General features: G+C 39.2%; 20 protein-coding genes. 18 read left to right on the top strand and 2 right to left on the bottom strand.

The window, feature by feature from the left end:
* Positions 1 to 12 precede the first annotated feature (12 nt).
* The 18 genes from ACSVH6_RS02115 to ACSVH6_RS02030 all read left to right on the top strand — a co-directional run bounded on the left by ACSVH6_RS02115 (position 13) and on the right by ACSVH6_RS02030 (position 18,282).
* Positions 13 to 1,479, top strand: coding sequence for a DUF5687 family protein (locus tag ACSVH6_RS02115; protein ID WP_438075077.1), 1,467 nt, complete (start codon positions 13 to 15; stop codon positions 1,477 to 1,479).
* Between the two features lie 22 nt (positions 1,480 to 1,501).
* The gene (locus ACSVH6_RS02110) at positions 1,502 to 2,200 is read left to right on the top strand and encodes an ABC transporter ATP-binding protein (protein ID WP_438075075.1); all 699 of its coding nucleotides are present in this window, start codon (positions 1,502 to 1,504) and stop codon (positions 2,198 to 2,200) included.
* A gap of 87 nt (positions 2,201 to 2,287) precedes the next feature.
* On the top strand, positions 2,288 to 5,176 hold the full coding sequence (locus ACSVH6_RS02105) for a tetratricopeptide repeat protein (RefSeq protein ID WP_438075073.1): 2,889 nt from the start codon (positions 2,288 to 2,290) through the stop codon (positions 5,174 to 5,176).
* 3 nt (positions 5,177 to 5,179) lie between these two features.
* Positions 5,180 to 5,584, top strand: coding sequence for a bactofilin family protein (locus ACSVH6_RS02100; RefSeq protein ID WP_438075071.1), 405 nt, complete (start codon positions 5,180 to 5,182; stop codon positions 5,582 to 5,584).
* On the top strand, positions 5,553 to 5,783 hold the full coding sequence (locus ACSVH6_RS02095) for an AtpZ/AtpI family protein (RefSeq protein WP_438075069.1): 231 nt from the start codon (positions 5,553 to 5,555) through the stop codon (positions 5,781 to 5,783). The genes ACSVH6_RS02100 and ACSVH6_RS02095 overlap by 32 nt, the downstream gene beginning before the upstream one ends.
* Positions 5,780 to 6,178: a hypothetical protein gene (locus ACSVH6_RS02090; RefSeq protein WP_438075067.1), complete on the top strand. Its 399-nt coding sequence runs from the start codon at positions 5,780 to 5,782 to the stop codon at positions 6,176 to 6,178. Before ACSVH6_RS02095 ends, ACSVH6_RS02090 begins: the two co-directional genes overlap by 4 nt.
* Positions 6,179 to 6,295: 117 nt before the next feature.
* On the top strand, positions 6,296 to 7,501 hold the full coding sequence (gene atpB / locus ACSVH6_RS02085; RefSeq protein ID WP_438075065.1) for a F0F1 ATP synthase subunit A: 1,206 nt from the start codon (positions 6,296 to 6,298) through the stop codon (positions 7,499 to 7,501).
* 34 nt (positions 7,502 to 7,535) lie between these two features.
* Positions 7,536 to 7,730, top strand: a complete 195-nt coding sequence (gene atpE / locus ACSVH6_RS02080; protein WP_379757645.1) for an ATP synthase F0 subunit C — start codon at positions 7,536 to 7,538, stop codon at positions 7,728 to 7,730.
* Between the two features lie 80 nt (positions 7,731 to 7,810).
* Entirely contained in the window at positions 7,811 to 8,311 is a 501-nt protein-coding gene (locus ACSVH6_RS02075; protein ID WP_438075062.1) for a F0F1 ATP synthase subunit B, read from the top strand.
* The gene (gene atpH, locus ACSVH6_RS02070; RefSeq protein ID WP_438075765.1) at positions 8,311 to 8,844 is read left to right on the top strand and encodes an ATP synthase F1 subunit delta; all 534 of its coding nucleotides are present in this window, start codon (positions 8,311 to 8,313) and stop codon (positions 8,842 to 8,844) included. The genes ACSVH6_RS02075 and atpH overlap by 1 nt, the downstream gene beginning before the upstream one ends.
* Positions 8,845 to 8,865: 21 nt before the next feature.
* The gene (gene atpA / locus ACSVH6_RS02065; RefSeq protein ID WP_438075060.1) at positions 8,866 to 10,443 is read left to right on the top strand and encodes a F0F1 ATP synthase subunit alpha; all 1,578 of its coding nucleotides are present in this window, start codon (positions 8,866 to 8,868) and stop codon (positions 10,441 to 10,443) included.
* An 80-nt stretch (positions 10,444 to 10,523) separates the two neighbouring features.
* Positions 10,524 to 11,384 (top strand): ATP synthase F1 subunit gamma, encoded by an 861-nt coding sequence (atpG, locus tag ACSVH6_RS02060; protein ID WP_438075058.1) that lies wholly within the window; start codon positions 10,524 to 10,526, stop codon positions 11,382 to 11,384.
* A 475-nt stretch (positions 11,385 to 11,859) separates the two neighbouring features.
* On the top strand, positions 11,860 to 13,323 hold the full coding sequence (locus tag ACSVH6_RS02055) for an oligosaccharide flippase family protein (RefSeq protein ID WP_438075056.1): 1,464 nt from the start codon (positions 11,860 to 11,862) through the stop codon (positions 13,321 to 13,323).
* A complete protein-coding gene (gene dut / locus ACSVH6_RS02050) occupies positions 13,320 to 13,754 on the top strand; it encodes a dUTP diphosphatase (protein WP_438075054.1) in 435 nt (144 codons plus the stop codon). Before ACSVH6_RS02055 ends, dut begins: the two co-directional genes overlap by 4 nt.
* Before the next feature lie 90 nt (positions 13,755 to 13,844).
* Positions 13,845 to 14,855: a sugar phosphate nucleotidyltransferase gene (locus tag ACSVH6_RS02045; RefSeq protein ID WP_438075052.1), complete on the top strand. Its 1,011-nt coding sequence runs from the start codon at positions 13,845 to 13,847 to the stop codon at positions 14,853 to 14,855.
* A 5-nt stretch (positions 14,856 to 14,860) separates the two neighbouring features.
* A complete protein-coding gene (locus tag ACSVH6_RS02040; protein WP_438075050.1) occupies positions 14,861 to 16,210 on the top strand; it encodes a tetratricopeptide repeat protein in 1,350 nt (449 codons plus the stop codon).
* Positions 16,210 to 16,998, top strand: a complete 789-nt coding sequence (locus ACSVH6_RS02035; RefSeq protein WP_438075048.1) for a DUF4292 domain-containing protein — start codon at positions 16,210 to 16,212, stop codon at positions 16,996 to 16,998. The genes ACSVH6_RS02040 and ACSVH6_RS02035 overlap by 1 nt, the downstream gene beginning before the upstream one ends.
* A gap of 21 nt (positions 16,999 to 17,019) precedes the next feature.
* Positions 17,020 to 18,282, top strand: a complete 1,263-nt coding sequence (locus ACSVH6_RS02030) for a murein hydrolase activator EnvC family protein (protein WP_438075046.1) — start codon at positions 17,020 to 17,022, stop codon at positions 18,280 to 18,282.
* 54 nt (positions 18,283 to 18,336) lie between these two features.
* On the opposite strand, the gene ACSVH6_RS02025 is transcribed toward ACSVH6_RS02030, so the two are convergent.
* Both ACSVH6_RS02025 and ACSVH6_RS02020 read right to left on the bottom strand, forming a co-directional pair.
* Positions 18,337 to 20,490 carry a hypothetical protein gene (locus ACSVH6_RS02025; RefSeq protein WP_438075044.1) on the bottom strand — a complete coding sequence of 718 codons (2,154 nt, stop codon included), beginning with the start codon at positions 20,488 to 20,490 and terminating at the stop codon, positions 18,337 to 18,339.
* Between the two features lie 13 nt (positions 20,491 to 20,503).
* Positions 20,504 to 22,417: a transglutaminase-like domain-containing protein gene (locus ACSVH6_RS02020; RefSeq protein WP_438075042.1), complete on the bottom strand. Its 1,914-nt coding sequence runs from the start codon at positions 22,415 to 22,417 to the stop codon at positions 20,504 to 20,506.
* Positions 22,418 to 22,433: the final 16 nt, after the last annotated feature.

Here is a 22,433-nt window from a genome sequence, read left to right as displayed (position 1 = left end):
AAACCAAAAACTATGTTCAAACATTTTATTTGGCTTGAGTGGAAATCCTTTTTCCGTTCGGCTTCCTTTGCCACCAATTTGGTACTCAAAATCCTGATGGGGCTGATGGCGCTTTATTTCATAGCTATTTTTACCGTTATGGGAATCGCCCTCTTTTTTTTAATCAAGGAAGATTATCATTTAGATCCGTTGGCAACACTCAATAAATTTTTGATTTATTATTTGGTTGGTGATTTGGTGATTCGGTACTTCTTTCAGCAAATGCCGGTGACCAATATCAAGCCTTTGTTGACCTTACCCATCAAGAGAGACACCATAGTGCACTACACTTTAGGGAAATCTGTTATTTCGTTTTTCAACGTGATTCACGCTTTTTTCTTTATTCCGTTTACGGTGGTGCTGTTGTTAAACGGGTACGGATTTCAAGCAATATTATGGCTTTTGGGTATTTGGGCACTGATATATGTCAACAATTTTACCACGGTATTAATCAATAATAAAAACAGTGTTTTTTATCCGTTATTGCTAGTGGTAGTAGGGTTAGGCGTTGCCCAATATTACCAGTATTTTGATGTTACCGTTTATACCCAACCTTTTTTCCAACTGCTGTATAGTACCGTTTACGGGTTCCTGATTGCGGTGATTGTGGCCGCTGTTTTATATTATGCCACATTCCGTTATTTTAAAAACAATCTGAATCTCGATACCGGCTTGGCCAAAAAAAGTCAGGAGGCTAAAACCGAAAACCTGACTTGGTTGAACCAGTTTGGGACCTTGGGTACTTTTCTCAAAAACGACATCAGGCTCATCAAGAGAAACAAACGCCCCAGAGGGACCCTTATTGCCAGTATTGTTTTCATTTTTTACGGGTTGTTTTTCTTCACGAACATTATCGAGGTTTATAATACGCCGGCCATGCAGGTTTTTGGAGGGATTTTTGTCTCCGGAGGGTTTTTATTGAATTTCGGACAGTTTGTACCGAGTTGGGACAGCGCTTATTATCAGTTGATGATGAGCCAAAATATCAGCTACCGCCAATATTTGAGTTCTAAATGGTGGCTGATGGTTATTGCTACTGTTGTCTCTACTTTAATAGCTTCGTTCTATTTGTATTTTGGCTGGAAAGTGTATTTGCTGATTGTCGTCGGAGCCATTTACAACATTGGGGTAAACTCCCATTTGGTGTTGCTTGGAGGGGCTTACAATAAAACCGCTATTGATTTGACTGCTTCCAAAGCCTTTGGTCAAAAACAGGCCTTCAGTTTTAAAAATCTACTCATTGCCGTGCCTAAAATTTTGGTTCCGATGTTGCTTTACGCATTGGGCTATTTTATTTTCAGTCCTGAAATTGGCTGTCTGATGGTGGCTTTAGCCGGCGTTTTAGGATTTGCATTTAAAGATAAAGTGTTCTCTCTGATTGAGAAGATTTACAAGAATGAAAAATACGCCACCATTGCGGCTTACAAACAAAAAAATTAAATTTAAAAATACCAACTGCCAGATGATACAAGTAACCAATTTATCTAAAACCTATACGAACGGAATTCGCGTTTTAAACATTACCAACCTTGAAATTCCTAAAGGACAAAGCTTCGGCTTGGTGGGGAATAACGGAGCCGGAAAGACCACTTTTTTCAGTTTGTTGTTGGACTTAATCCAACCGTCAACCGGTTATATCAAGAACAATGAAATTCAGGTCGACAGCAGTGAAGCCTGGAAACCGTTCACCGCAGCTTTTATTGATGAGAGCTTTTTGATAGGCTATTTAACAGCCGAAGAATATTTTTATTTCATTGGGGATTTGCGCGGACAAAACAAGGCCGATGTGGATGCTTTATTGGCCAAACACGAAGAGTTTTTCAATGGTGAAATTCTGAACAGCAAAAAGTACTTAAGAGATTTGTCTAAAGGGAATATGAAGAAAGTGGGCATTATTGCCGCTTTAATAGGGAATCCGGAAGTTGTGATTTTGGATGAGCCTTTTGCCAACTTAGACCCGACAACGGTAAACCGCTTAAAGAAAATCATCAAAGAATTGGCCGAAAATCCGGAGGTTACCATCTTAGTTTCAAGCCATGATTTGGTGCATACGGTTGAGGTGTGCGATCGAATTGTAGCCTTGCATTTGGGAGAGGTGGTGAAAGACATACAGACTTCTCCGGAAACCCTGAAGGAATTAGAAGCATTTTTTGCAGTCTAATTTTTTGCCATTTCAAAAAGAAACGTATTTTTACCAGTTAGTTATACTAATTGTAACAATTTCACGTTATAATAAAAACGTTTTGCTTTGAAAACCAGTACCATTAAATATATTATTTTCTCGGGATTATTCGTTTTTTTGATAGCCTGTTCTACCAAAAGAAACACCTTTCTTTCCCGAAACACCCACGCCCTCAGCACCAAGTACAATATTTTGTATAATGGTGGTATCGCTTTAGACAAGGGGGTTCAGGAAGTTGTTGCCTTGAATAAAGATAATTTTTGGGAACGTCTTCCGGTGGAACGAATGCAAATCAAGGAAGATCAGATGACTCCCGGAGCTGCTAAAAATGCCAATTTTGAGCGCGCGGAGACCAAAGCCACCAAAGCCATTCAAAAACACTCCATGAATATTCAGGGTTCAGAAAAAAACCCGCAGATGGATGAAGCCCATTTAATGTTGGGAAAAGCGCGTTATTATGACCAACGCTTTGTTCCCGCTTTGGAAGCCTTCAATTATGTTTTATACAAATACCCCAACAGCAATAAAATTTACGAAGTAAAGATTTGGAGAGAGAAAACCAACATGCGTTTGGAGAACGACGCTTTGGCGGTAAACAACCTCAGAAAACTGCTTAGCGAAATCAAATTCAAAGACCAAATATTTGCTGATGCGAATGCCACCCTGGCACAAGCTTATTTGAACTTAGAAGAAAAAGACAGCGCCATTGCTAAAATAAAAATCGCGACTAATTTCACCAAGTCGGATGAGGAAAAAGCGCGTTACCGATTTATTCTGGCCCAGTTGTATGAAGAGATGGGATACAAAGACAGCGCTTATGCCACCTATCAATCGGTGATTGACATGCACCGAAAAGCGGCACGCCAGTACGTCATTCATGCGCATGCCCGTCAGGCGAGTCAGTTTGATTATGAAAAAGGAGACAGTATTGCCTTTCTTAAAAAATGGAAAGACCTATTGGAAGACCGTGAAAACCGACCGTATTTGGATGTGTTGAACCACCAATTGGGATTGTATTACGATCACAACAAAAATTATGGACAGGCCAAAAAATACTACAACGCTTCGCTGAAAAAGAAATCACAGGATTCGTATTTGATAGCATCAAATTACAGAAACTTGGCGGCCATTTATTTCAATTCGGCCAAGTATGTAACTGCCGGGAAATACTATGACAGTACTTTGGTACAATTAAAACCGAGAACCCGAGAGTTTAATTTGATTAAAAAGAAAAGAGAAAATCTGGAAGATGTCATCAAATACGAGGGGATAGCACAACGGAATGACAGTATTATTTCGTTATACAAAATGACGGGAGAAGGCAAAACAGCCTATTTTCAAAAATTCATAGAAGACCTAAAGAAGAAAGAAGCGACTGCCAAAAAAGTTGCAGATAAAGCAGCACAGATTCAGAAAAATAAAGACAGAAATGAAGAAAAGGGCGGTGCTGATTTTAAAAATCCATTGAGTCAAAAGGATGCTATGCCACAAATGAAAGTGCCGGATATTGCTTCTTCAAACGGAACCAGTAGTTTTTATTTCTACAATGCCGCTACGGTAGCCTACGGAAAGAAAGAGTTTACCAAAGTATGGGGCAAAAAGACACTTAGTGACAATTGGCGTTCTTCTGCCAATAAGGGCGATAAAGAAGTAAAAGAAGACACAGAAAATGAAGTGGTAAGCGACGAAAAAGAACCGGTTAAAAAAGGAGACAAAGGAGAGGAAAATGCGGTTGAAGAAAGATTCACTCCTGAGTTTTACATTAGCCAATTACCAACATCAGGAAAAGTGATTGATAGTTTGTCAAAAGAAAGAAACTTTGCGTATTACCAATTGGGGCTTATCTATAAGGAGAAATTCAAAGAAAACAAATTGGCGGTTGAGAAGTTAGAGCGACTGTTGCAAAACAAACCCGAAGAAAGATTGGTGTTGCCGTCCATGTACAATTTGTATAAACTTTACGAAATCTTAGACAATAAGGAAAAGGCAGAAGCCATGAAGGCTGAAATCATTGCCAAATATCCGGATTCAAGATATGCTGAGATTTTAAGGAACCCATCGAGCGAAGCAACTGAAGATGCGGACTCTCCTAATGCAACGTATCAAAACATTTACAAACAATACCAAAACGGAGAATACAAAACCGTCTTGGCCGCAACCGAGAAAGCAATTGATCGCTTCACGGGAGAAGAAATCATTCCGAAGTTTGAATTGCTGAAGGCAAAGATAGAAGCCAAATTAGACGGATTGGAAGCGTTTGCCAAAGGGCTTAATTACGTGTCACTCACCTATCCGAATACGGAAGAAGGGAAGCAGGCGCAACAAATGTTAACCGTAGATGTACCAAAACTACAGGCCTTGCAATTGTCAAAAGCCGATTCGAAAAATTGGAAAATTTTATACCAAACCAAAGATTTTGAAGACAAGAACACCAAAGTATTAGTAGAGAAAATTAAAAAGTTCCTTGCGGATCGTGACTTAAAACGATTGTCATTGTCTTATGACATCTATACGAGAGAAGATAATTTTGTGGTGATTCATGGTGTTACTTCCGAAAACTTGGCGCAAAGTATTACTTCGGTATTGAAAGATTTTAAAGAATACAAAGTTCAGGATACGCCAATCATTATGACGGCGGAGAATTATACGATAGTTCAGATTAAAAAGAATTTAGGTGATTTCTTAGCCGGAAATTTAGCAGACAACCCAACCCAACCCAATTGGGATGGCACTTATGAAAAGCCGGCTGACGCAAAACAACCTAAAAAAGCGGCCGCCGCCACTTCGGAAAATACTACTGAAGGAGAAGACGCAGAAGAGCAACCGGCACAAGGTTCTAAAGCGGCAGGGGACACAAAAGGAGCGCCCGGTATGCCTGCTTCTCCTAAAGGAGACCAAAGAGGAATGGGATTACCACCGGCACCGCAAATGGGAAAACCGGATAAAAAAGGATAAATCATGTTTGAAAAAAGTCCGAAATCATATACTGACTTGTTGGGTAAAACCAACAGAATTGTGGAAGGAACCACCATTACCGGCGACATTAATTCTCCGGCTGATTTTCGTTTAGACGGTCATTTAGTTGGAAATTTTCAATCCAAAGGAAAGATTGTGATTGGACCGGCCGGCAGTGTAAAAGGCGATATCATTTGTAAAAATGCCGATATCGAAGGGGTTTTTGAAGGTAAAATCCAAGTACAGGAAATCTTAAATGTAAAGTCAAAATCACACATCAAAGGCGAAGTCGTTTGTGGTAAACTTTCTGTAGAGCCGGGAGCGGAATTCAGTGCTTCCTGTATTATGAAACCACATGTAAAAAACATGCCTGCCAATGAACCCTCCTCAGAAGAAAAAACAGCGTAATAAGTGGTTGGCGCTCATCAATATTCCCATCCAAATGGGGGTTATTGTTTTTTTGTTTGCTTATCTGGGGCAGTGGCTTGATCAAAAATATCCCAATCCGCATACGATTTACGTAAAGATTTTAACGCTGCTGGGTGTGGCACTATCCTTTTACAATCTCAACCGTCAGTTGAAAGACATTAATAAAGACGACCAATGAGTCTGAAAAAATTCCGTTCTCTTTTATGGGTAGTATTGGCAGCTGTACTCGGATTTGCAGTGCATCAAACCCTTTTTCATTTTTTAGTTCCTCAGGTTTTTGAGCGCGATTTCATATATACGGTGGGTTATCTGTATACCTTCTTTGCGGTATTTGCCATCGTTATTGTTTTCATACTCATGTTGGTAAAAGAAAAGAGTATTGACAATGTTGGTTTTACCTATTTATTGCTGACTTTTATTAAGATGGCGGTGGCTTATGTTTTGTTGCTGCCGATATTGGAAACAAACCTGCCCAAAACACCGACAGAGAAAATAAATTTCTTCATCGTTTTTATTTACTTTTTGACAATAGAAACGGTTGTAACCATCAGAATTTTAAACAATAAGCAATAAAACGTTTTGAATTTGGCAATTCCCTCAAAAAAATTAAAAGTATTACTTTTTAATATTAATTAATATTGTACTTTTGCACCAAATTTGAAAAAAGTTAATTTAAGTTAATTATCCGTTATGGTGATTTCAAAAAAACCACTCCATTTCATTATAGCCGCTTTGGTGGCGTTTCTACCATTAATTAGTTCAGCAAATACCGATAAGGATTCTACTGCTGCTGCGACAACTCCACCGGCTCCTGTTGAATCGGTTGACCATGCACAACACAACGAATCAAAATCACATGAAGCTGAAAACGCTAATTTAACTGAAGAACAAAAAGCAGATTTAGAAAGAAAGGCACACATCAAGCATCACTTGATGGATTCGCACGACTTCACGCTTTTTGCTTACGGCAAGGAGGGAGAAAAACATTTTGGTTTTCCGTTACCGGTTATTTTATATGACAACGGACTTCATATTTTTTCTTCTTCAAAATTTGAACATGGCGAAGGAGTAGCTGAATCAAACGGAAACTACTACAAAATAAACCACCACAATGGTTTGGTCTACAGAACGGATGCGGAAGGTAATTTTACCGAAGATGCCAAAGGACATGTAACCAACGTAAAACCATTGGACTTTTCAATTACCAAAAACATCCTGATGATTATGATCGTTGGCGTAATGATGTTCTTCTTGTTCAGAGGTTTGGGTAAATCGTACCAGAAAAACGGATCGATTGCTACAGGTGCCGGAAGATTCTTTGAGCCTATCGTGCTTTACATCAGAGATGATATTGCTATTCCAAACATTGGAGAGAAGCACTACAAAAAATACATGAGCTTTTTATTGACCATATTCTTCTTTATCTGGTTTTTGAATATGTTCGGATTAACACCACTGGGAGTAAACATCACAGGAAACCTTGCGGTTACGGCTTCTTTGGCGGTTATCACGTATTTGATTACCACATTTACAGCTAAGAAAGATTATTGGGGACACATCTTCTGGATGCCGGGGGTGCCGGTTCCAATGAAGTTTATTTTGGCTCCTATTGAGTTATTGGGAACTATCATCAAGCCTTTCTCGTTAATGATTCGTTTGTACGCGAATATGGTGGCAGGACACATCGTATTGATGAGTTTGATCGCCTTGATGTACACATTTAACAGTCCTATCGGAAGTCCGTTATCGTTCTTCCTGGCTTTTGTATTGTCATTATTGGAAATCTTAGTAGCCTTATTACAGGCGTATATTTTCACGATGTTGGCTGCGCTTTATTTTGGAGCAGCAGTAGAAGAGCATCACCATGAAGAGCACCACGAAGGAGCTCATCATTAATCAATTGAATGTTTAATTAATTAATATATACATTATGGAAATTCCTAAAATTGTTGGAGCAGGATTAGTAGTAATCGGAGCTGGTATTGGTATTGGTAGAATTGGTGGTTCAGCAATGGACGCTATTGCTCGTCAACCAGAAGCTACTGGTAAAATCCAAACAGCTATGCTTATTGCAGCTGCACTTATTGAAGGTATTGGTTTCGCTGCTTTATTCGCAGTAAACTAAAAAAACAAACAAAAGCTATAACGGTTGGTTGTAGCTTTTGTTTCACTATTAAACATCATTAAAATTTAAGACATAATATAATGGAAGAATTATTTGGACAGTTTTCTTTAGGTTTGTTCATCATGCAAACAGTATTGTTCCTTGGACTTATTTTCCTTTTGAAAAAATTTGCATGGAAACCTATTCTTGACGCAGTAAATGAAAGAGAAGAAGGAATTAAAAATGCATTGCAATCAGCTGAAAACGCTAAGAAAGAAATGCAAAACTTGAAATCAGATAATGAGAAATTATTAGCTGATGCCCGTTTAGAGCGCGACAGTATGATGAAAGAAGCTCGTGAAATCAAAGATAAAATGATCAACGATGCGAAAACGGAAGCACAAGTTGCCGGTCAGAAAATGATAGAGCAAGCCAAAGCTTCTATCGAAAGCGAGAAAAATGCAGCCTTAGCTGAATTGAAAGCACAGGTTTCAACCTTGTCATTAGACATCGCAGAAAAATTATTAAAAGACGAATTATCTAACAAAGAAGCTCAAACCAAATTGGTAGAGAAAATGTTAGGTGACGTAAAATTAAATTAATCGGTATGTCAAGAGCTGCGATTAGATACGCGAAAGCCATTTTAGAAACTGCGGTGGCCAGCGGAAAAGCCAATCAGGTGAACGAGGATATGAAATCTATCGTTTCAGCGGTGTCTTCCAGTGCTGATTTACATGAATTTTTGTCAAGCCCTATCATCGCTTCAGATTTGAAGATGAATGCGCTGACTGAAGTTTTTGCATCTGTGCAAACCGAGACACAATCGCTATTCCGATTGCTTCAGGAAAACAAAAGATTTGAAATCCTGCCTGCTGTTGCGGCACAGTTCAATGTGTTATTTGACCAAATGAACGGTGTGGAAACAGCTACAGTAACTACTGCCATTCCTATGGATGCTGATTTAGAAGCAAAAGTATTGGCCAAAGTTGCTACGATTTCAGATAAAAAAATAACCATCAAGAATATCGTGGATCCGGCCATCATCGGAGGATTTATTCTGAGAATTGGTGACAAACAATACAATGCTTCTGTAGCCAACAGACTGCAGGAATTAAAAAGAGAATTTAGTAATTAATTACCATTAAATATACAAACAATGGCAGAAATTAAAGCTGCTGAAATTTCAGCAATATTAAAGAAACAAGTAGAAGGATTCCAATCGGGAGCTACCTTAGAGGAAGTAGGAACGGTTCTTCAAGTGGGTGACGGTATCGCTCGTGTATACGGGTTATCGAATGCACAATACGGTGAGTTAGTACAATTCGACAACGGATTGGAAGCGATCGTATTGAACTTGGAAGAAGACAATGTGGGTGTGGTACTTTTAGGACCATCTACCGGAATCAAAGAAGGTTCAACCGTAAAAAGAACACAACGTATCGCTTCTTTGAAAGTAGGAGAAGGAATTGTAGGTCGTGTGGTGAATACTTTGGGAGAGCCAATTGACGGTAAAGGACCTATCAGTGGCGATTTATACGAAATGCCATTGGAAAGAAAAGCGCCGGGAGTTATCTTCCGTCAGCCGGTAACCGAGCCATTACAAACAGGTATCAAGTCAATTGACGCGATGATTCCGGTAGGTAGAGGACAACGTGAGTTGGTAATTGGTGACCGTCAGACAGGTAAAACTACCGTGTGTATCGATACCATCTTGAACCAAAAAGAATTCTACGATGCCGGTCAACCGGTATTCTGTATCTACGTAGCTGTTGGGCAAAAAGCATCAACTGTTGCGGGTATTGCTAAAACCTTAGAAGAAAAAGGCGCTATGGCGTATACGGTAATCGTTGCGGCTAACGCTTCTGACCCTGCTCCAATGCAGGTATATGCTCCAATGGCAGGTGCTGCTATCGGAGAGTATTTCCGTGACTCAGGTCGTCCGGCTTTGATCATTTATGATGATTTGTCAAAACAAGCGGTGGCTTACCGTGAGGTGTCTTTGTTGTTAAGAAGACCACCGGGACGTGAGGCTTACCCTGGAGACGTATTCTACTTACACTCTCGTTTATTAGAAAGAGCGTGTAAAGTGATTGCCGATGACGATATCGCGAAAAACATGAACGACTTACCGGAATCATTACGTCCAATCGTAAAAGGAGGAGGTTCATTAACCGCTTTACCAATCATTGAAACACAAGCGGGTGACGTATCTGCGTATATCCCAACCAACGTAATCTCGATTACTGACGGACAGATTTTCTTGGAGTCTGACTTGTTCAACTCAGGGGTACGTCCGGCGATTAACGTAGGTATCTCGGTATCGCGTGTTGGAGGTAACGCTCAGATCAAATCGATGAAAAAAGTATCAGGTACCTTAAAATTAGATCAGGCGCAGTTCCGTGAATTGGAAGCGTTTGCTAAATTCGGTTCTGACTTGGATGCGGCTACCTTGAACGTAATCGAAAAAGGAAAACGTAACGTAGAAATTTTGAAACAAGCAGTAAACGATCCGTTTACAGTAGAAGATCAGGTAGCGATTATCTATGCCGGTTCTAAAAACTTGTTGAGAAACGTTCCTGTAAATAAAGTAAAAGAATTCGAAAAAGATTATATCGAGTACTTGAACAACGAACACAGAGATACTTTGAATGCTTTAAAAGCCGGTAAGTTAGATGATAACATTACTGACGTTTTAGAAAAAGCAGCTAAAGAAATTTCAGCGAAATATAACTAATCAAACAATTTGAAGATTTGAGAATTTGAGAATGACAAACCATTTTCAAATTTTCAAATCGGATAATTTTCAAATTAACTATGGCAAACTTAAAGGAAATCCGTAACAGAATCAGTTCCGTTTCATCTACGATGCAAATCACCTCGGCGATGAAAATGGTATCTGCTGCAAAGTTGAAAAAGGCACAAGATGCCATCACAGCCATGCGCCCTTATGCCGAAAAATTAACGGAATTATTGCAAAACGTGAGTGCTACTCTTGACGGTGATGCCGGCGGACAGTATACTACGCAACGCGAGATCAATAAGGTGTTAATCGTCGCCATTACTTCCAACAGAGGTTTGGCAGGTGCCTTTAATACAAACGTAATCAAACAAGCCAAAGAATTGGCTGATGGCTATGCTGGAAAACAAGTGGATATTTTTGCCATTGGTAAAAAAGGACAAGATGTATTGCGTAAAACCAATACGGTGGTAGCCAACAGAAACGAAATTTTTGACAACCTGTCTTTTGAAAGTGTGGCTGAGATTGCGGACGAATTGACCGAGAAATTTGTTTCAGGTGAATACGACAAAATCGAAATCGTGTACAACCAGTTTAAAAATGCAGCGACTCAAATTGTCATCTCAGAACAGTTTTTGCCATTAGCACCGGTAGCTTCAGATGAAGCAACTTCAGGTGGGGATTACATTTTTGAACCGTCAAAAGAAGAAATTGTAATGACTTTGATTCCGAAGTCATTAAAAACCCAATTGTACAAATCAATCCGTGATTCATTTGCTGCCGAACACGGTGCGCGTATGACGGCCATGCACAAAGCAACCGACAATGCTACGGAGTTGAGAAACCAATTGAAATTAACATACAACAAAGCCCGTCAAGCGGCCATTACTAACGAAATCTTAGAGATCGTTGGAGGAGCCGAGGCTTTGAATGGATAATTATATAATTCAACTGTTGATAAAAAGAGCGAACTTGTTTCGCTCTTTTTTTTGGCCTAATAAGCCCAACGGTTCCGCCGGGCACTTGTACCCCTTTCTTCCGGCTCTGGAGGAAGTCAGCGCCCTTATTTGAGTTCCAATACTGGTGGAGAAACTGCCAACCACTATTGGTGGACAAAATGGTTTCTAGTATTAGTGGAGAAAAAAAAGATGCACGATGTTTTTTTTGTTCAGCAATACTGGTGGAGAAGAAAATAATGCAGCATGTTGTTCTTGATTATCGTGCATCTTTAAAACAATCATGCACTATGATTTTTTTGTCCACCGTATTGTATTTGATTTTGGATACAGTAACCCACTTTGAAAGCCTGTGGGGAATCCAAATAATTTCATAAAAGCGCGAACATTTGTGGGCTCTTTTTTTTTGGAATGAATATAATGGCTATTTTTGTTCAATACCTTAAACAAACTCTCATTGAGCCTTTATAAAAATCTTTTTAAGCAAACCCTCATTTACGGACTGGCGACGGTGTTTCCCCGAATCATCAGTTTTATTCTGAACCCGTTGTTCGTGTACTACCTGCAGGATAAAGCCGAAATGGGACAGGTATCGGTTATCTTTTCCTATTTGGTTTTCTTCAATGTGGTACTGTCCTACGGTATGGAAACCGCTTTCTTTCGGTTTTACAATGCGGAAGACAATAAAAAGAATGTCATCTCTACCGCCACCATCTCTTTGTTTTGGTCGTCTTTAGGTTTTCTGGGACTGGCATTGCTGTTCCGAAGAACATTAGGGGATTGGGCAGACATCAGTGTAGAATACATCACCTATACCATTTGGATATTAACGTTAGACGCCTTGGCGGTCATTCCGTTTTCCAAACTGCGGGCCGAGAGAAAGCCCATAAAATACTCGGTCATTAAGATGGGGAATGTTACGGTCAACTTGTTGCTGAACGTCTTCTTTTTGGCTTTTCTGCCCAAGCTGGCCACCCAAAATCCCGACGGGTTTTTCAAAACCATCTACTTCGAAAACTATCAGATTGGCTATATTTTCATTTCCAATTTAGTAGCCAGTTTGGCCACACTCTTGGTGCTGGTTCCTAACTATACCGGTATTACATGGCACTTCGACAAAGCGCTTTGGAAAAAGATGATGCAGTACGGTCTGCCTATTTTATTTGCCGGGATTGCTTTTGCCATCAACGAACATTTTGACAAAATCCTGTTGGACTGGATGCATGTACCCCTCTCGGATATTGGAGCGTACTCGGCCTGTTATAAAATCGGGATGTTTATGGTACTCTTCCGAACGGCGTATACCTTGGGTATCGAACCGTTCTTCTTTAGTCATGCCAGCAACGAAAATGCGCCGCAAACCTATGCCACCATCACCAAGTATTTTGTGATATTCGGTTCGTTTATCTGTCTTTTTGTGATTGCATTCATCGATTTACTAAAAGTGCCTTTGGTACCTAAGGCCGTCTATTGGGATGCTATAAAAGTGGTGCCCCTGATTGTTTTGGCTAATTTTTTCCTGGGGATTTACACCAACCTGTCGGTTTGGTACAAATTGATTGATAAAACCAAAATAGGAGCCTACATTTCCTTGGTGGGTGCCGCGGTGACCTTGGTGCTCAATTGGCTTTTGATTCCAACGATGAGTTATTATGGTTCAGCCATTGCCACCATTGCGGCCTATGGCAGTATGATGGTGATATCCTATAAAATGGGACAACAACAATACCCGATTCCGTATGATTTTAACCGGATATTCAGTTACCTGGGGCTTACCATAGTGTTTTCGGCCGTGTCGTTTTACATCCCGTACGTTCGTGAAAATTATTATATCAAAGTGGTATTGTTAGCGCTCTTTTTGTATTTCATTTACCACAGCGAAAAAGAAACCTTACTCAGAATTATAAAACGAAAATCATGATAATCAATATCATCAATACATCACAACACGAGTTGCCCAATTACGAAACCATCGCCTCAGCCGGGATGGATTTGCGCGCCAACCTGTCGGAACCCATAACACTCAAGCCATTAGACAGAGCCATTATCAAAACCGGCCTGTTCATTGAATTGCCCATAGGCTATGAAGCACAGGTGCGTCCCAGAAGCGGACTGGCTGCCAAAAAAGGGATCACCGTATTGAATTCGCCCGGAACGGTAGATGCCGATTATCGTGGGGAAATAGGTGTGATTTTAGTAAATTTATCCCATGAAAACTTTGTGGTGGAAAATGGGGAGAGAATAGCCCAATTGGTCATTGCCAAACACGAACGTGCCGAGTGGAATGTGGTCACAACCTTATCAGAAACCTCACGCGGGGAAGGAGGATTTGGAAGTACCGGAGTGAAGTAGGAGGCAGTGGTCAGTGGTCAGTAAATAGTAAAAAGAAAACGAGTATTTTTTATCTTAATACTTAATACTCAAATCGTAATATACAAAAAAATGAAAATAATAGTTCCTATGGCCGGTCGCGGATCGCGTCTTCGCCCTCATACGTTAACCATTCCGAAACCGTTAATTCCCATAGCGGGAAAACCGATAGTACACCGATTGGTGGAAGATATTGCCGGAGTTTTGGATCAAAAGATAGATGAGATTGCCTTTATCATTCATGAAAGTTTTGGTAAAAAAGTAGAAGAAGATTTATTGGCCATTGCCCAAAAATTAGGTTCACAAGGCAGAATATATTATCAAAACGAAGCATTGGGTACCGGACATGCCATCATGTGTGCCAAAGAGTCACTGACAGGCCCGGCTGTGATAGCTTATGCCGATACCTTGATCCGTGCTGATTTTGATTTAGACCAAACGGCTGACAGTGTTATTTGGGTAAAACAGGTAGATCAACCGGAGGCTTTTGGAGTGATTAATTTGAATGAAGCCAATGAAATCGTGGAGTTGGTAGAGAAACCCAAAACGTTTGTATCTGACCTTGCCGTTATCGGTATCTATTATTTCAAAGATGTGGCCGTATTGCGAGATGAGTTGCAACACGTGTTAGACAACAACATCATTCACGGAGGCGAATACCAAATTAATGACGGAATTAAGCAAATGATGGCAAAAGGCATGAAATTTGTGCCGGGTGAAGTGGATGCGTGGATGGATTGTGGTAACAAAGACGTAACAGTAGAGACCAACTCCCGTATGTTGAACTTTTTGCACAACGATGGAGAACATTTGGTTGATTATGGCGTGAGTTTGGAAAACTCAACCATTATCCCACCGTGTTACATAGGGGAAGATGTGGTTTTGATTAATTCTATAGTAGGACCCAATGTGTCCCTGGGTAAAGGAACCCACCTGACCAACACGAAAATCCAAAACAGTTTGGTACAAACACATGTTCATATTAAAAATGCAAAACTGGATAATGCCATGATTGGTAACCATGCCAGTTTTGACGGAGAATTTAAAAGCATCAGCTTAGGCGATTACTCGGTTTTAGAATAAAGAAAATGAAAAAGCTTGGAATGTATGGTTTATTACTGGGGATGATTTTCATTCCTAATACTCTTTTGGCTCAGGATGAGCCCAAGGATGTAGTGGTGATGGACGATGGATTTCAGGATATTTTCTTCGAAGCGATAAAACAAAAAAGCATCGAGAACTACGACAAGGCCATCGAGGCTTTGGAAAAAGGGAAAGCCATTGAACCGGATAATCCGATCGTGTATTTTGAGTTGGGCAAAAATTACCTGGCTCAAAAAAAATACAAAGAGGCTTTTGATAACTTCCAAAAAGTAACCCAAATGGATCCCAAAAACCGTTGGGCCTGGGTGGGCATGTATGATGTGTGCTACGAAACCAAAGATTACAACAAAGCCATTCCCATAGTAGAAAAACTAACGGAGTTCAAAGAAGACTACAAGGAAGATTTGACCTCGTTGTACATGAATACCCAGCAGTATGACAAGGCTTTGGAGCTCATTAATGAGCTGAATGAAAAATTCGGTACAACGAGCAAACGCGAATTGTATAAAGCGGATATATTAAAAGATGCCCGGTACCAATCGGCAGAAAAGAACAATCTTTTGGACCGCATCAAAAAATACCCTCAGGACGAATCCAATTACATTGCATTGATTTACCTGTATTCCCAAAGCAATCAGGAAGAGAAAGCCTTGGAGATTGCCAAAAAACTGGAATTGGCGATTCCTACTTCGGATTGGGCACAGGTGAGTTTGTTTAAATTTCATCTGAACAACAATGACGGGGACAATGCGGTAAAAGCGATGAATATCGTATTGCCAAGCAAAAAAATAGACCAAAAGATAAAGCATCGCATGCTGAATGAGTTTTTGATTTTTACCAAAAACAATCCGAAATACGAACCCGATTTAGACAAAGCCATTGGCTATTTTGCGGATGACAAAGAAGTACAGGTTGCCAAAGAAATAGGGAAGTTTTATTATGCCAAAGCCGATTGGGACAAAGCCGTGAAGTATTTGGAAATGCATTTGAAAAATGCCAATGAAGATATGGAAGCACTGCAGTTATTGCTTCAGGCCTATACCGAAAAGCAACAGTTTGACGCTTTGGCCAAGAAAGCAGACGAACTGACTCAGTTGTTCCCGACACAACCGCAGTTTTATTATTATGCCGGTTTGGCCAACAATCAACTGAAGAATTTCAAAAAAGCAGCCACAATTCTTGAATCGGGCATAGATTTTGTGCTGGATGATGTCGCTTTGGAAATCAACTTTAACATCCAACTCGGAGAAGCGTACACCGGTTTGGGTGATGTTAAGAAGAAAGAAAAATATTTTACAAAAGCCAATGAGCTTATAAAGAGTCAGAAAAAATAATGAAGAATTGGTATTATATCGTGTTGGTGATTTTTATGGTTTCGTGTAAATCTAAGGCTGTATTTGTGGAAAATAAGCCCGTCACAGCTCATGTGGTGGCAGACACCAACGAAGTGACTTCAACAAAAGTCATTCAAAATCATTACAACAATAAAAGTGATTTTTCCACGTTATACATAAGATCAAGCGCTAAATACCGAGATGAAAAGCAGTCGCAAAGTGTTTCGGCAGAGATCAAAATCAAGAAAGACGAGAAAATTTTAGTGAGTGTCCGATTCTTGGGAATTACCATGGCAAAAGCTTTGATAACACCCAAAGGAGTACAGTATTACGAAAAAATAAACGGCACCTATTTCGAAGGAGATTATCAGGCATTGACACAGTGGTTGGGAACGGATTTGGATTTTAATAAAATCCAGAATTTGTTGATTGGTCAGCCTATAGATGATTTAACAAAAGAAAGTTTCACCATGTTGTTATTGGATAAATCGTATCAGTTGAAAACCAATGACAACAAAACCGAAAAGTCCTTTTGGTTCGACGGGGATCATTTTTTACTCAAAAAGCAGGAAATTGTACAAGCCGAAAAAGAGAGAACATTTGAAGTAAATTATCCTAATTTTCAGGATTTTACAACGGCCGTTTTACCGTCTAATCTTTTGATACAGGCTGTTCAGGAGAAAGGAAAAACGGAGATTTCTATCGATTATAATTCGGTTACTTTTAACGAGGAACTTTCATTTCCGTACAGTGTTCCTGAGGGATACGAGAGAATTTTTATAAATTAGATTTGCCAAAATAACGAACATATGCCAAGATTTCTGCTCACCTTTTTATTTTTTTGTATAGCTACACATGCGTGGAGTCAAGTGCCTACACAAGAACAACTCGAAGAGCGCAAAGCCAAGATTCAATTGGAGATTAAGGAAAAAGAAGAGCAACTGCAGTCGGTTAAATCCAAAGAGAAATCGGTGGTGACACAGTTGATGCTTCAAAAAGAAAAAATTGGGCTAAAAGAAAAGCTGATTAAAACCACGGAGAAGCAAACCAAATTGTTGAGCAATGATATTTATGTCAATCAGCTTAAAATTAATCAGCTTAACCGTGACCTGGATATACTTCGCAAAGATTATGCGGAGATGATAGTAAAGTCGTATAAAAGCCGTTCTGAGCAAAGCCGCGCCATGTTTTTGTTGTCTTCGGAAAACTTTTTGCAAGCCTACAAGAGAGCGCAGTACATGAAACAATATGCGAGTTACCGTAAAATGCAAGGCGAAGAAATTAAAGGAAAGACCAAGCAGTTAGAAGATTATAACATAAAGATTGGGGCTCAAAAATCGGACAAAGAAAAACTGATTGCCGAGAATGAAAAGGAGAAACAGGATTTGGAAAAGGAGAAGCAAGAGCAGGAAAAAATAGCCAATCAAATCAAGAAAGATAAGAGTAAAATTATTGCCGAGATTAAGAAAAAGCAGGCAGAGACCAAGAAAATAGACGCTCAGATTCAAAAGTTAATTCGCGAGAGTATAGCCGCAGCCAACAGAAAAACGGCAGCAGACAGGCTTAAAGCAAATCCAAAATCCACGACAGCTGAATCCACACGCGCTGTGGAAACTTCTGCTAAAATTGTATTGACACCGGAAGGACAATTGATTGCTAATAACTTCAGAGCCAACAAAGGGAAATTACCTTGGCCGGTAGAAAAAGGAGTAGTTTCGTTGCCTTATGGTGATCAGCCGCATCCGATATACAAGACTTTGACAGTGCACAACAGTGGTGTGGAAATCACGACCGAAGCGGGTGCTTCAGCCCGAGCGGTTTTTGGAGGAGTGGTGACCAAGATTTATAAAATATCACCTCTTAATATAGCGGTGTTTATCCAGCATGGGGATTTCTTTACGGTATACCAAAATCTCAGCACTGTAAATGTAAGTGTAGGCGATAAGATTTCAACAAAAGAAACATTAGGGAAAATCAGAACTAATGGAGATACCGGAAAAACCGTGTTGAAGTTCCTGATTCTTCAGAACACAACGTATAACAATCCGGCTTCCTGGCTGTATAATATGTAATAAAAAAAAGCTCCTGATTTTCAGGAGCTTTTTTGTTTATAAAGGGTTGCGGAATTAATTTTTCTTCAACAACAGTTTTTCTTGTGTAAACTGATACGCCGCATCCAGGAACTCAATCATTTTATTCCAGTTAGTGTTCGGTTCGTTATAGTTTTTATAGTACTTAAATGTTTTAATGACTAAAGTATTGCCTTTTACTTCGGCAGTCGAAATAAATCCACCGGTTTCGTTTTCTACCTTTTTATTGAATTTCTCCAAACCGGATACAGTGTAACCGGCCGGAATTTCAAAATCGATTTCATTGTCAAATGAGCGAGGGTAAACCATATAAATATTGTTTTTACGGTCTTTCTCTTTTTGTGTGATTTCGATTTGAGAGGTCAGGAATTTACCAATTTCCATCAGGTATTTGTCTCCTGCTTTTTTAATCCAGTTGTTTTTAACCGTAAATTCTTCGGTGTATTCGAACGCTGATTTTTTACCGTATCTTCCGGTGTTTTTGATGTCAAACTTATAATCCTCCACAGTGACTTCATATTCTTTCTCAAGGGAAGATTTGAACTCTTCTTTTTGCTTGTCCTTTTGTTTGTTAGCGATGGCATTCATCTCATTGGTATACTGCTCTTTTTTCTTTTTGTTTTTTACATAATCCATGAGTTTTGTGGTGCCGTATTTAGCATAATCTTCATCAACGTAATCATAATAATTCAGCTTATCACTTTGCTCATTTTCTTTCAAATGCCCTAAATAGGAAGACTCTTTTTTGGCTTTGTAGTTTGTGAAATCATCCAGCGTTAAAACCGTTTTTGTCTTAATGGTGTTTTCCTGATAAGTGCTGGAAGGTAAAGTTACCACAGAGGCGTCTGTCACACGTTTTCCTTTGGACACTTCCAAAACATAGGCTTTAGTGTTTTCTACGCTGTAATCAAATTGGTCAGCACTTGAAAAAGGAGTGAAGTATTCCAAATAAACCGGGTTAGGTGTGTTGACCCGCAATAATTTTTTCACGTTAGATTGGATCAATAAATCATCAATAGAACCGTTTTCTCTGCCCGTAGCCACAATGATATCATAGTTGATGTCATTCTTTTTCAGGAAGTACATGAAGTAATTGATAAACGAAACTTCGTCTCTGAGAAAAACGGCATTTTGATAGTAATCAAACGGGTAAAAAATGTTGGCATCGTTGGCAATAATCGCTTCAATATAGCGCGTAAAGAAATCATGACGACAGAAATAATAAACCTCTCTTATTTTTTCCTCATCATTAGCAAAAGTTTTTCCTTTTAAAAAATCTTTTACCGGATCTAAGTTTCCGAAAGGCACAAATTTTTCATTGTAATAATCAAAAATGTCGTCTTTAGAAACTGTTTTCTTTACTTCTTTTTCTGTTTTAGACAGGAAACCGTCTGCTAACTTTTCAAACTTCCCGGAACGGGCAAAAATGATCTGAAATTTGTAGCAAGGCATTTCCGCCAAAGGGTAAAACCAACGCGGGAATTCGTTTTTGTTGATGTTTTTTTCAGCAAGTTCATAACGTCTTTCCCCTCCTTTGTTGGTTGGGATTTCTTTTAACGATGGAGCGCCGTTGTAAGTGTTGAAATTGACAAAAAAGTCGTTTTCGGTTTCTAAAACAATGTTCAAATCCATGGTAGGATATACATCGCCAAGCGGGGTTTCCACAGGGTCAAAACTGTAATCAAATTGGGATTTGAAAGGTTCTATGCTGTAGAAATAATAGTCTATAATATCCCCGATTTCGAGATTTGGAATGGCTACTTTTTGCTCGCCGTTTACTTCTTTGGCTTCTTTAGTGGCATCAATTTCTACTTCTTTGCCATCGGGTTTGATGATTTTAATCCCCACGAAAGTAGTTCCTCTTCTCCAAAAGTTCCCCATGGCTTTGTTGGAGTAGAACTTGTTTTTATAGGAAAACTGAGAAAACTCGGTAACAGCTGCCTGGTCTTGTAATTTTACTCTTTTTCGAATTCCCGAAGTGTAGGTTACATTTATCCCAAATTTGTGATAGTTGTAATATTCTTTTTTGTGGATGATTACAGCCGATTCCTCTTTCCATTTGTCCGGTACTGTGTTTGCCTTTTTAAATTCATCGTTCTTCCCCCAGAAAAACTCTTTTACTTCGTTTTTGTCTTGGGCCCCTGCAATTTGCAATACAAAAAGCAACAGCAATACTAGTTTGATTTTCATTGGTTTTAGTTTGTTATTTAGCTATGGTAATTTGTTGGTTGTAATTTTCGATTAGTTTTTTGACAAAATCATTCCATTTCTCCATTTCGTTGGCTTTGATGCAACCATTCTTGAACACGAACGATTTTTTATAAATCACTTCTTTGTCAGTTTTGTCAAAAGTGATATTGATGTCAAAATTATTCTCTTTGATGGTCAGGTTTGACGGCATTCGGGTTACTTTATAACCATCAGGAATTTTCAGGTTGATTTGCGATTCATAGGCTGTTTTATAATCCATGTCATAGTCTACTTTTCGGTCCTTCATGGTATAGCCTTTAAAATCGTTCATAAATTCCAAATCGATATACATTTCGTTGTCAAACGAAGAGACTTTGTTGGCAATGTCAATTTTGTAATCAATATTTAACTTAACATCACGGTTTTTAAGATCGGTCGTTTTGACATCTGTTACGGCAATGTTTTTGTCTTGTTTGGACAAATAACCATCTAAACGTTCTTTCTTTTTATTGGTTTCAAAACTGTTGTAGATGTTCAAAAACTGAGCACGACTTTCTCCTATGTAATTGTGATTGCAAAAACCTACTAAATGCTCATTTTCGATAGATAATGTAGCTTTGAATTGCTCTTTATTGGCATCAGAGGTACCGGTTGGAATTTTCTCGATTATGCATTTGTCACCATCTTCAATCATCACTTCTTTATTTTGGATGCGTTCGGCATATTCACCAAAAGAATTGAATTTTTCTGTTCCGTCCAGAAAGTATTTTTTCCCTTTGTAGAATAAGGCGCAAATCATGTGATTGTCTACAGCTAAAGACGGAGTTTTGTAATCGTAGGCAATGTGTTTGGTTCCAATCCAGCACAAACGCGCGTCAAAACCAGCCAGTTTAAGCATTTGCTTAATGAGATTGGCCATTCCTTTACAATCGCCGTAGCGTTTTTCGAAAACATGGTTGGATTCGTCGGGTTTGAAACCGGCAATGCCATCTTCAAAAGCGATGTACCGAATATTATCCTGAACCCAATAGTAGATGTTTTTAATTTTTTCTTCGTCAGTTTTGGCGTTAGCTGTGAGCTCAGATACTTTGGCTTTCATGACGCTGGTGTCGTCGGTCATCATAGCTAACAAAGACTTGTACCATTTGTACAAATCATCACTGGTTTTGAAAAGTGTGGTTTGTACACCGTCTTTGGTGAATGATTTGGCTAAAACCAAAATATGAGGATAAATATAACTTCTGCCCGGAGCATCTTCTTCTTTGGAAACAGCCGGAACATCTTCCATGGTGTAGGTTATATAAGTCATGTCTTTTTCCTGACGAGAGGTCTTTGTAATTTTGTACCCTTCAAAATTGAACTCTTTCAACTCTACTTCCAACCAATTTGGAATATTGAAGGAGAACGTTTTCTTTAAAACCGGATATTCATCGTTGAAATACAAGACCGTAAAATATTTTACATCATCGTATTTTTTTTCCATCTCATAATGATACGTGTAGCCCTGAACAGGGAAATCCACTTTCATGTATTTTACTTTGGCATCATTGTAAAATAAGTCGTTGTCTTTGTAATATTCATCGTTCACATAGAACTGAGCCGTTTTATCGTTTCGATATTTCATAGAGAAGGTCTCAATGCTGGTTTCGCTATCATAGAACTCATATTTGTGAATATCAGCGCGATAGTTGATGTTCATCAAATGTTCTTTGGTGTTGTGATTAACGGTTACCTTTCCCGATTTTTTGTTTAAATCAAAACTGACATCTTCATTGCTTTCTAAAATAGCAATATCATCTTTGGAGTACTTTTCCCGTAGTTTTTTGGCTTGGGATATGTCATCAGGTGTGGGATCGATGTTTTTTTGTGCCACAGCAGTAGTCGCCAAAAAACACAACAAACCCATCCATTTCAGAGTGGTTTTCATAGTTCTGTATTTTTTG

Source organism: Flavobacterium sp. XGLA_31, from assembly GCF_051547105.1.
GTDB lineage: Bacteria > Bacteroidota > Bacteroidia > Flavobacteriales > Flavobacteriaceae > Flavobacterium.
The sequence above is the reverse complement of the archived record's forward strand: the minus strand, read 5'-3'. Positions and strand labels throughout refer to the sequence as shown.

Excerpts from the sequence above, each read along its gene's own strand:
- ACSVH6_RS02090 (WP_438075067.1), top strand. The coding sequence starts at position 5,780 with ATGAGTCTGAAAAAATTCCGTTCTCTTTTATGGGTAGTATTGGCAGCT.
- ACSVH6_RS02075 (WP_438075062.1), top strand. The coding sequence starts at position 7,811 with ATGGAAGAATTATTTGGACAGTTTTCTTTAGGTTTGTTCATCATGCAA.
- ACSVH6_RS02035 (WP_438075048.1), top strand. The coding sequence starts at position 16,210 with ATGAAGAATTGGTATTATATCGTGTTGGTGATTTTTATGGTTTCGTGT.
- atpA (WP_438075060.1), top strand. The coding sequence starts at position 8,866 with ATGGCAGAAATTAAAGCTGCTGAAATTTCAGCAATATTAAAGAAACAA.
- ACSVH6_RS02110 (WP_438075075.1), top strand. The coding sequence starts at position 1,502 with ATGATACAAGTAACCAATTTATCTAAAACCTATACGAACGGAATTCGC.
- atpB (WP_438075065.1), top strand. The coding sequence starts at position 6,296 with ATGGTGATTTCAAAAAAACCACTCCATTTCATTATAGCCGCTTTGGTG.
- ACSVH6_RS02045 (WP_438075052.1), top strand. The coding sequence starts at position 13,845 with ATGAAAATAATAGTTCCTATGGCCGGTCGCGGATCGCGTCTTCGCCCT.
- ACSVH6_RS02025 (WP_438075044.1), bottom strand. The coding sequence starts at position 20,490 with ATGAAAATCAAACTAGTATTGCTGTTGCTTTTTGTATTGCAAATTGCA.
- ACSVH6_RS02030 (WP_438075046.1), top strand. The coding sequence starts at position 17,020 with ATGCCAAGATTTCTGCTCACCTTTTTATTTTTTTGTATAGCTACACAT.
- ACSVH6_RS02100 (WP_438075071.1), top strand. The coding sequence starts at position 5,180 with ATGTTTGAAAAAAGTCCGAAATCATATACTGACTTGTTGGGTAAAACC.
- ACSVH6_RS02020 (WP_438075042.1), bottom strand. The coding sequence starts at position 22,417 with ATGAAAACCACTCTGAAATGGATGGGTTTGTTGTGTTTTTTGGCGACT.
- ACSVH6_RS02040 (WP_438075050.1), top strand. The coding sequence starts at position 14,861 with ATGAAAAAGCTTGGAATGTATGGTTTATTACTGGGGATGATTTTCATT.
- ACSVH6_RS02115 (WP_438075077.1), top strand. The coding sequence starts at position 13 with ATGTTCAAACATTTTATTTGGCTTGAGTGGAAATCCTTTTTCCGTTCG.
- dut (WP_438075054.1), top strand. The coding sequence starts at position 13,320 with ATGATAATCAATATCATCAATACATCACAACACGAGTTGCCCAATTAC.
- ACSVH6_RS02095 (WP_438075069.1), top strand. The coding sequence starts at position 5,553 with ATGAACCCTCCTCAGAAGAAAAAACAGCGTAATAAGTGGTTGGCGCTC.
- atpG (WP_438075058.1), top strand. The coding sequence starts at position 10,524 with ATGGCAAACTTAAAGGAAATCCGTAACAGAATCAGTTCCGTTTCATCT.
- atpE (WP_379757645.1), top strand. The coding sequence starts at position 7,536 with ATGGAAATTCCTAAAATTGTTGGAGCAGGATTAGTAGTAATCGGAGCT.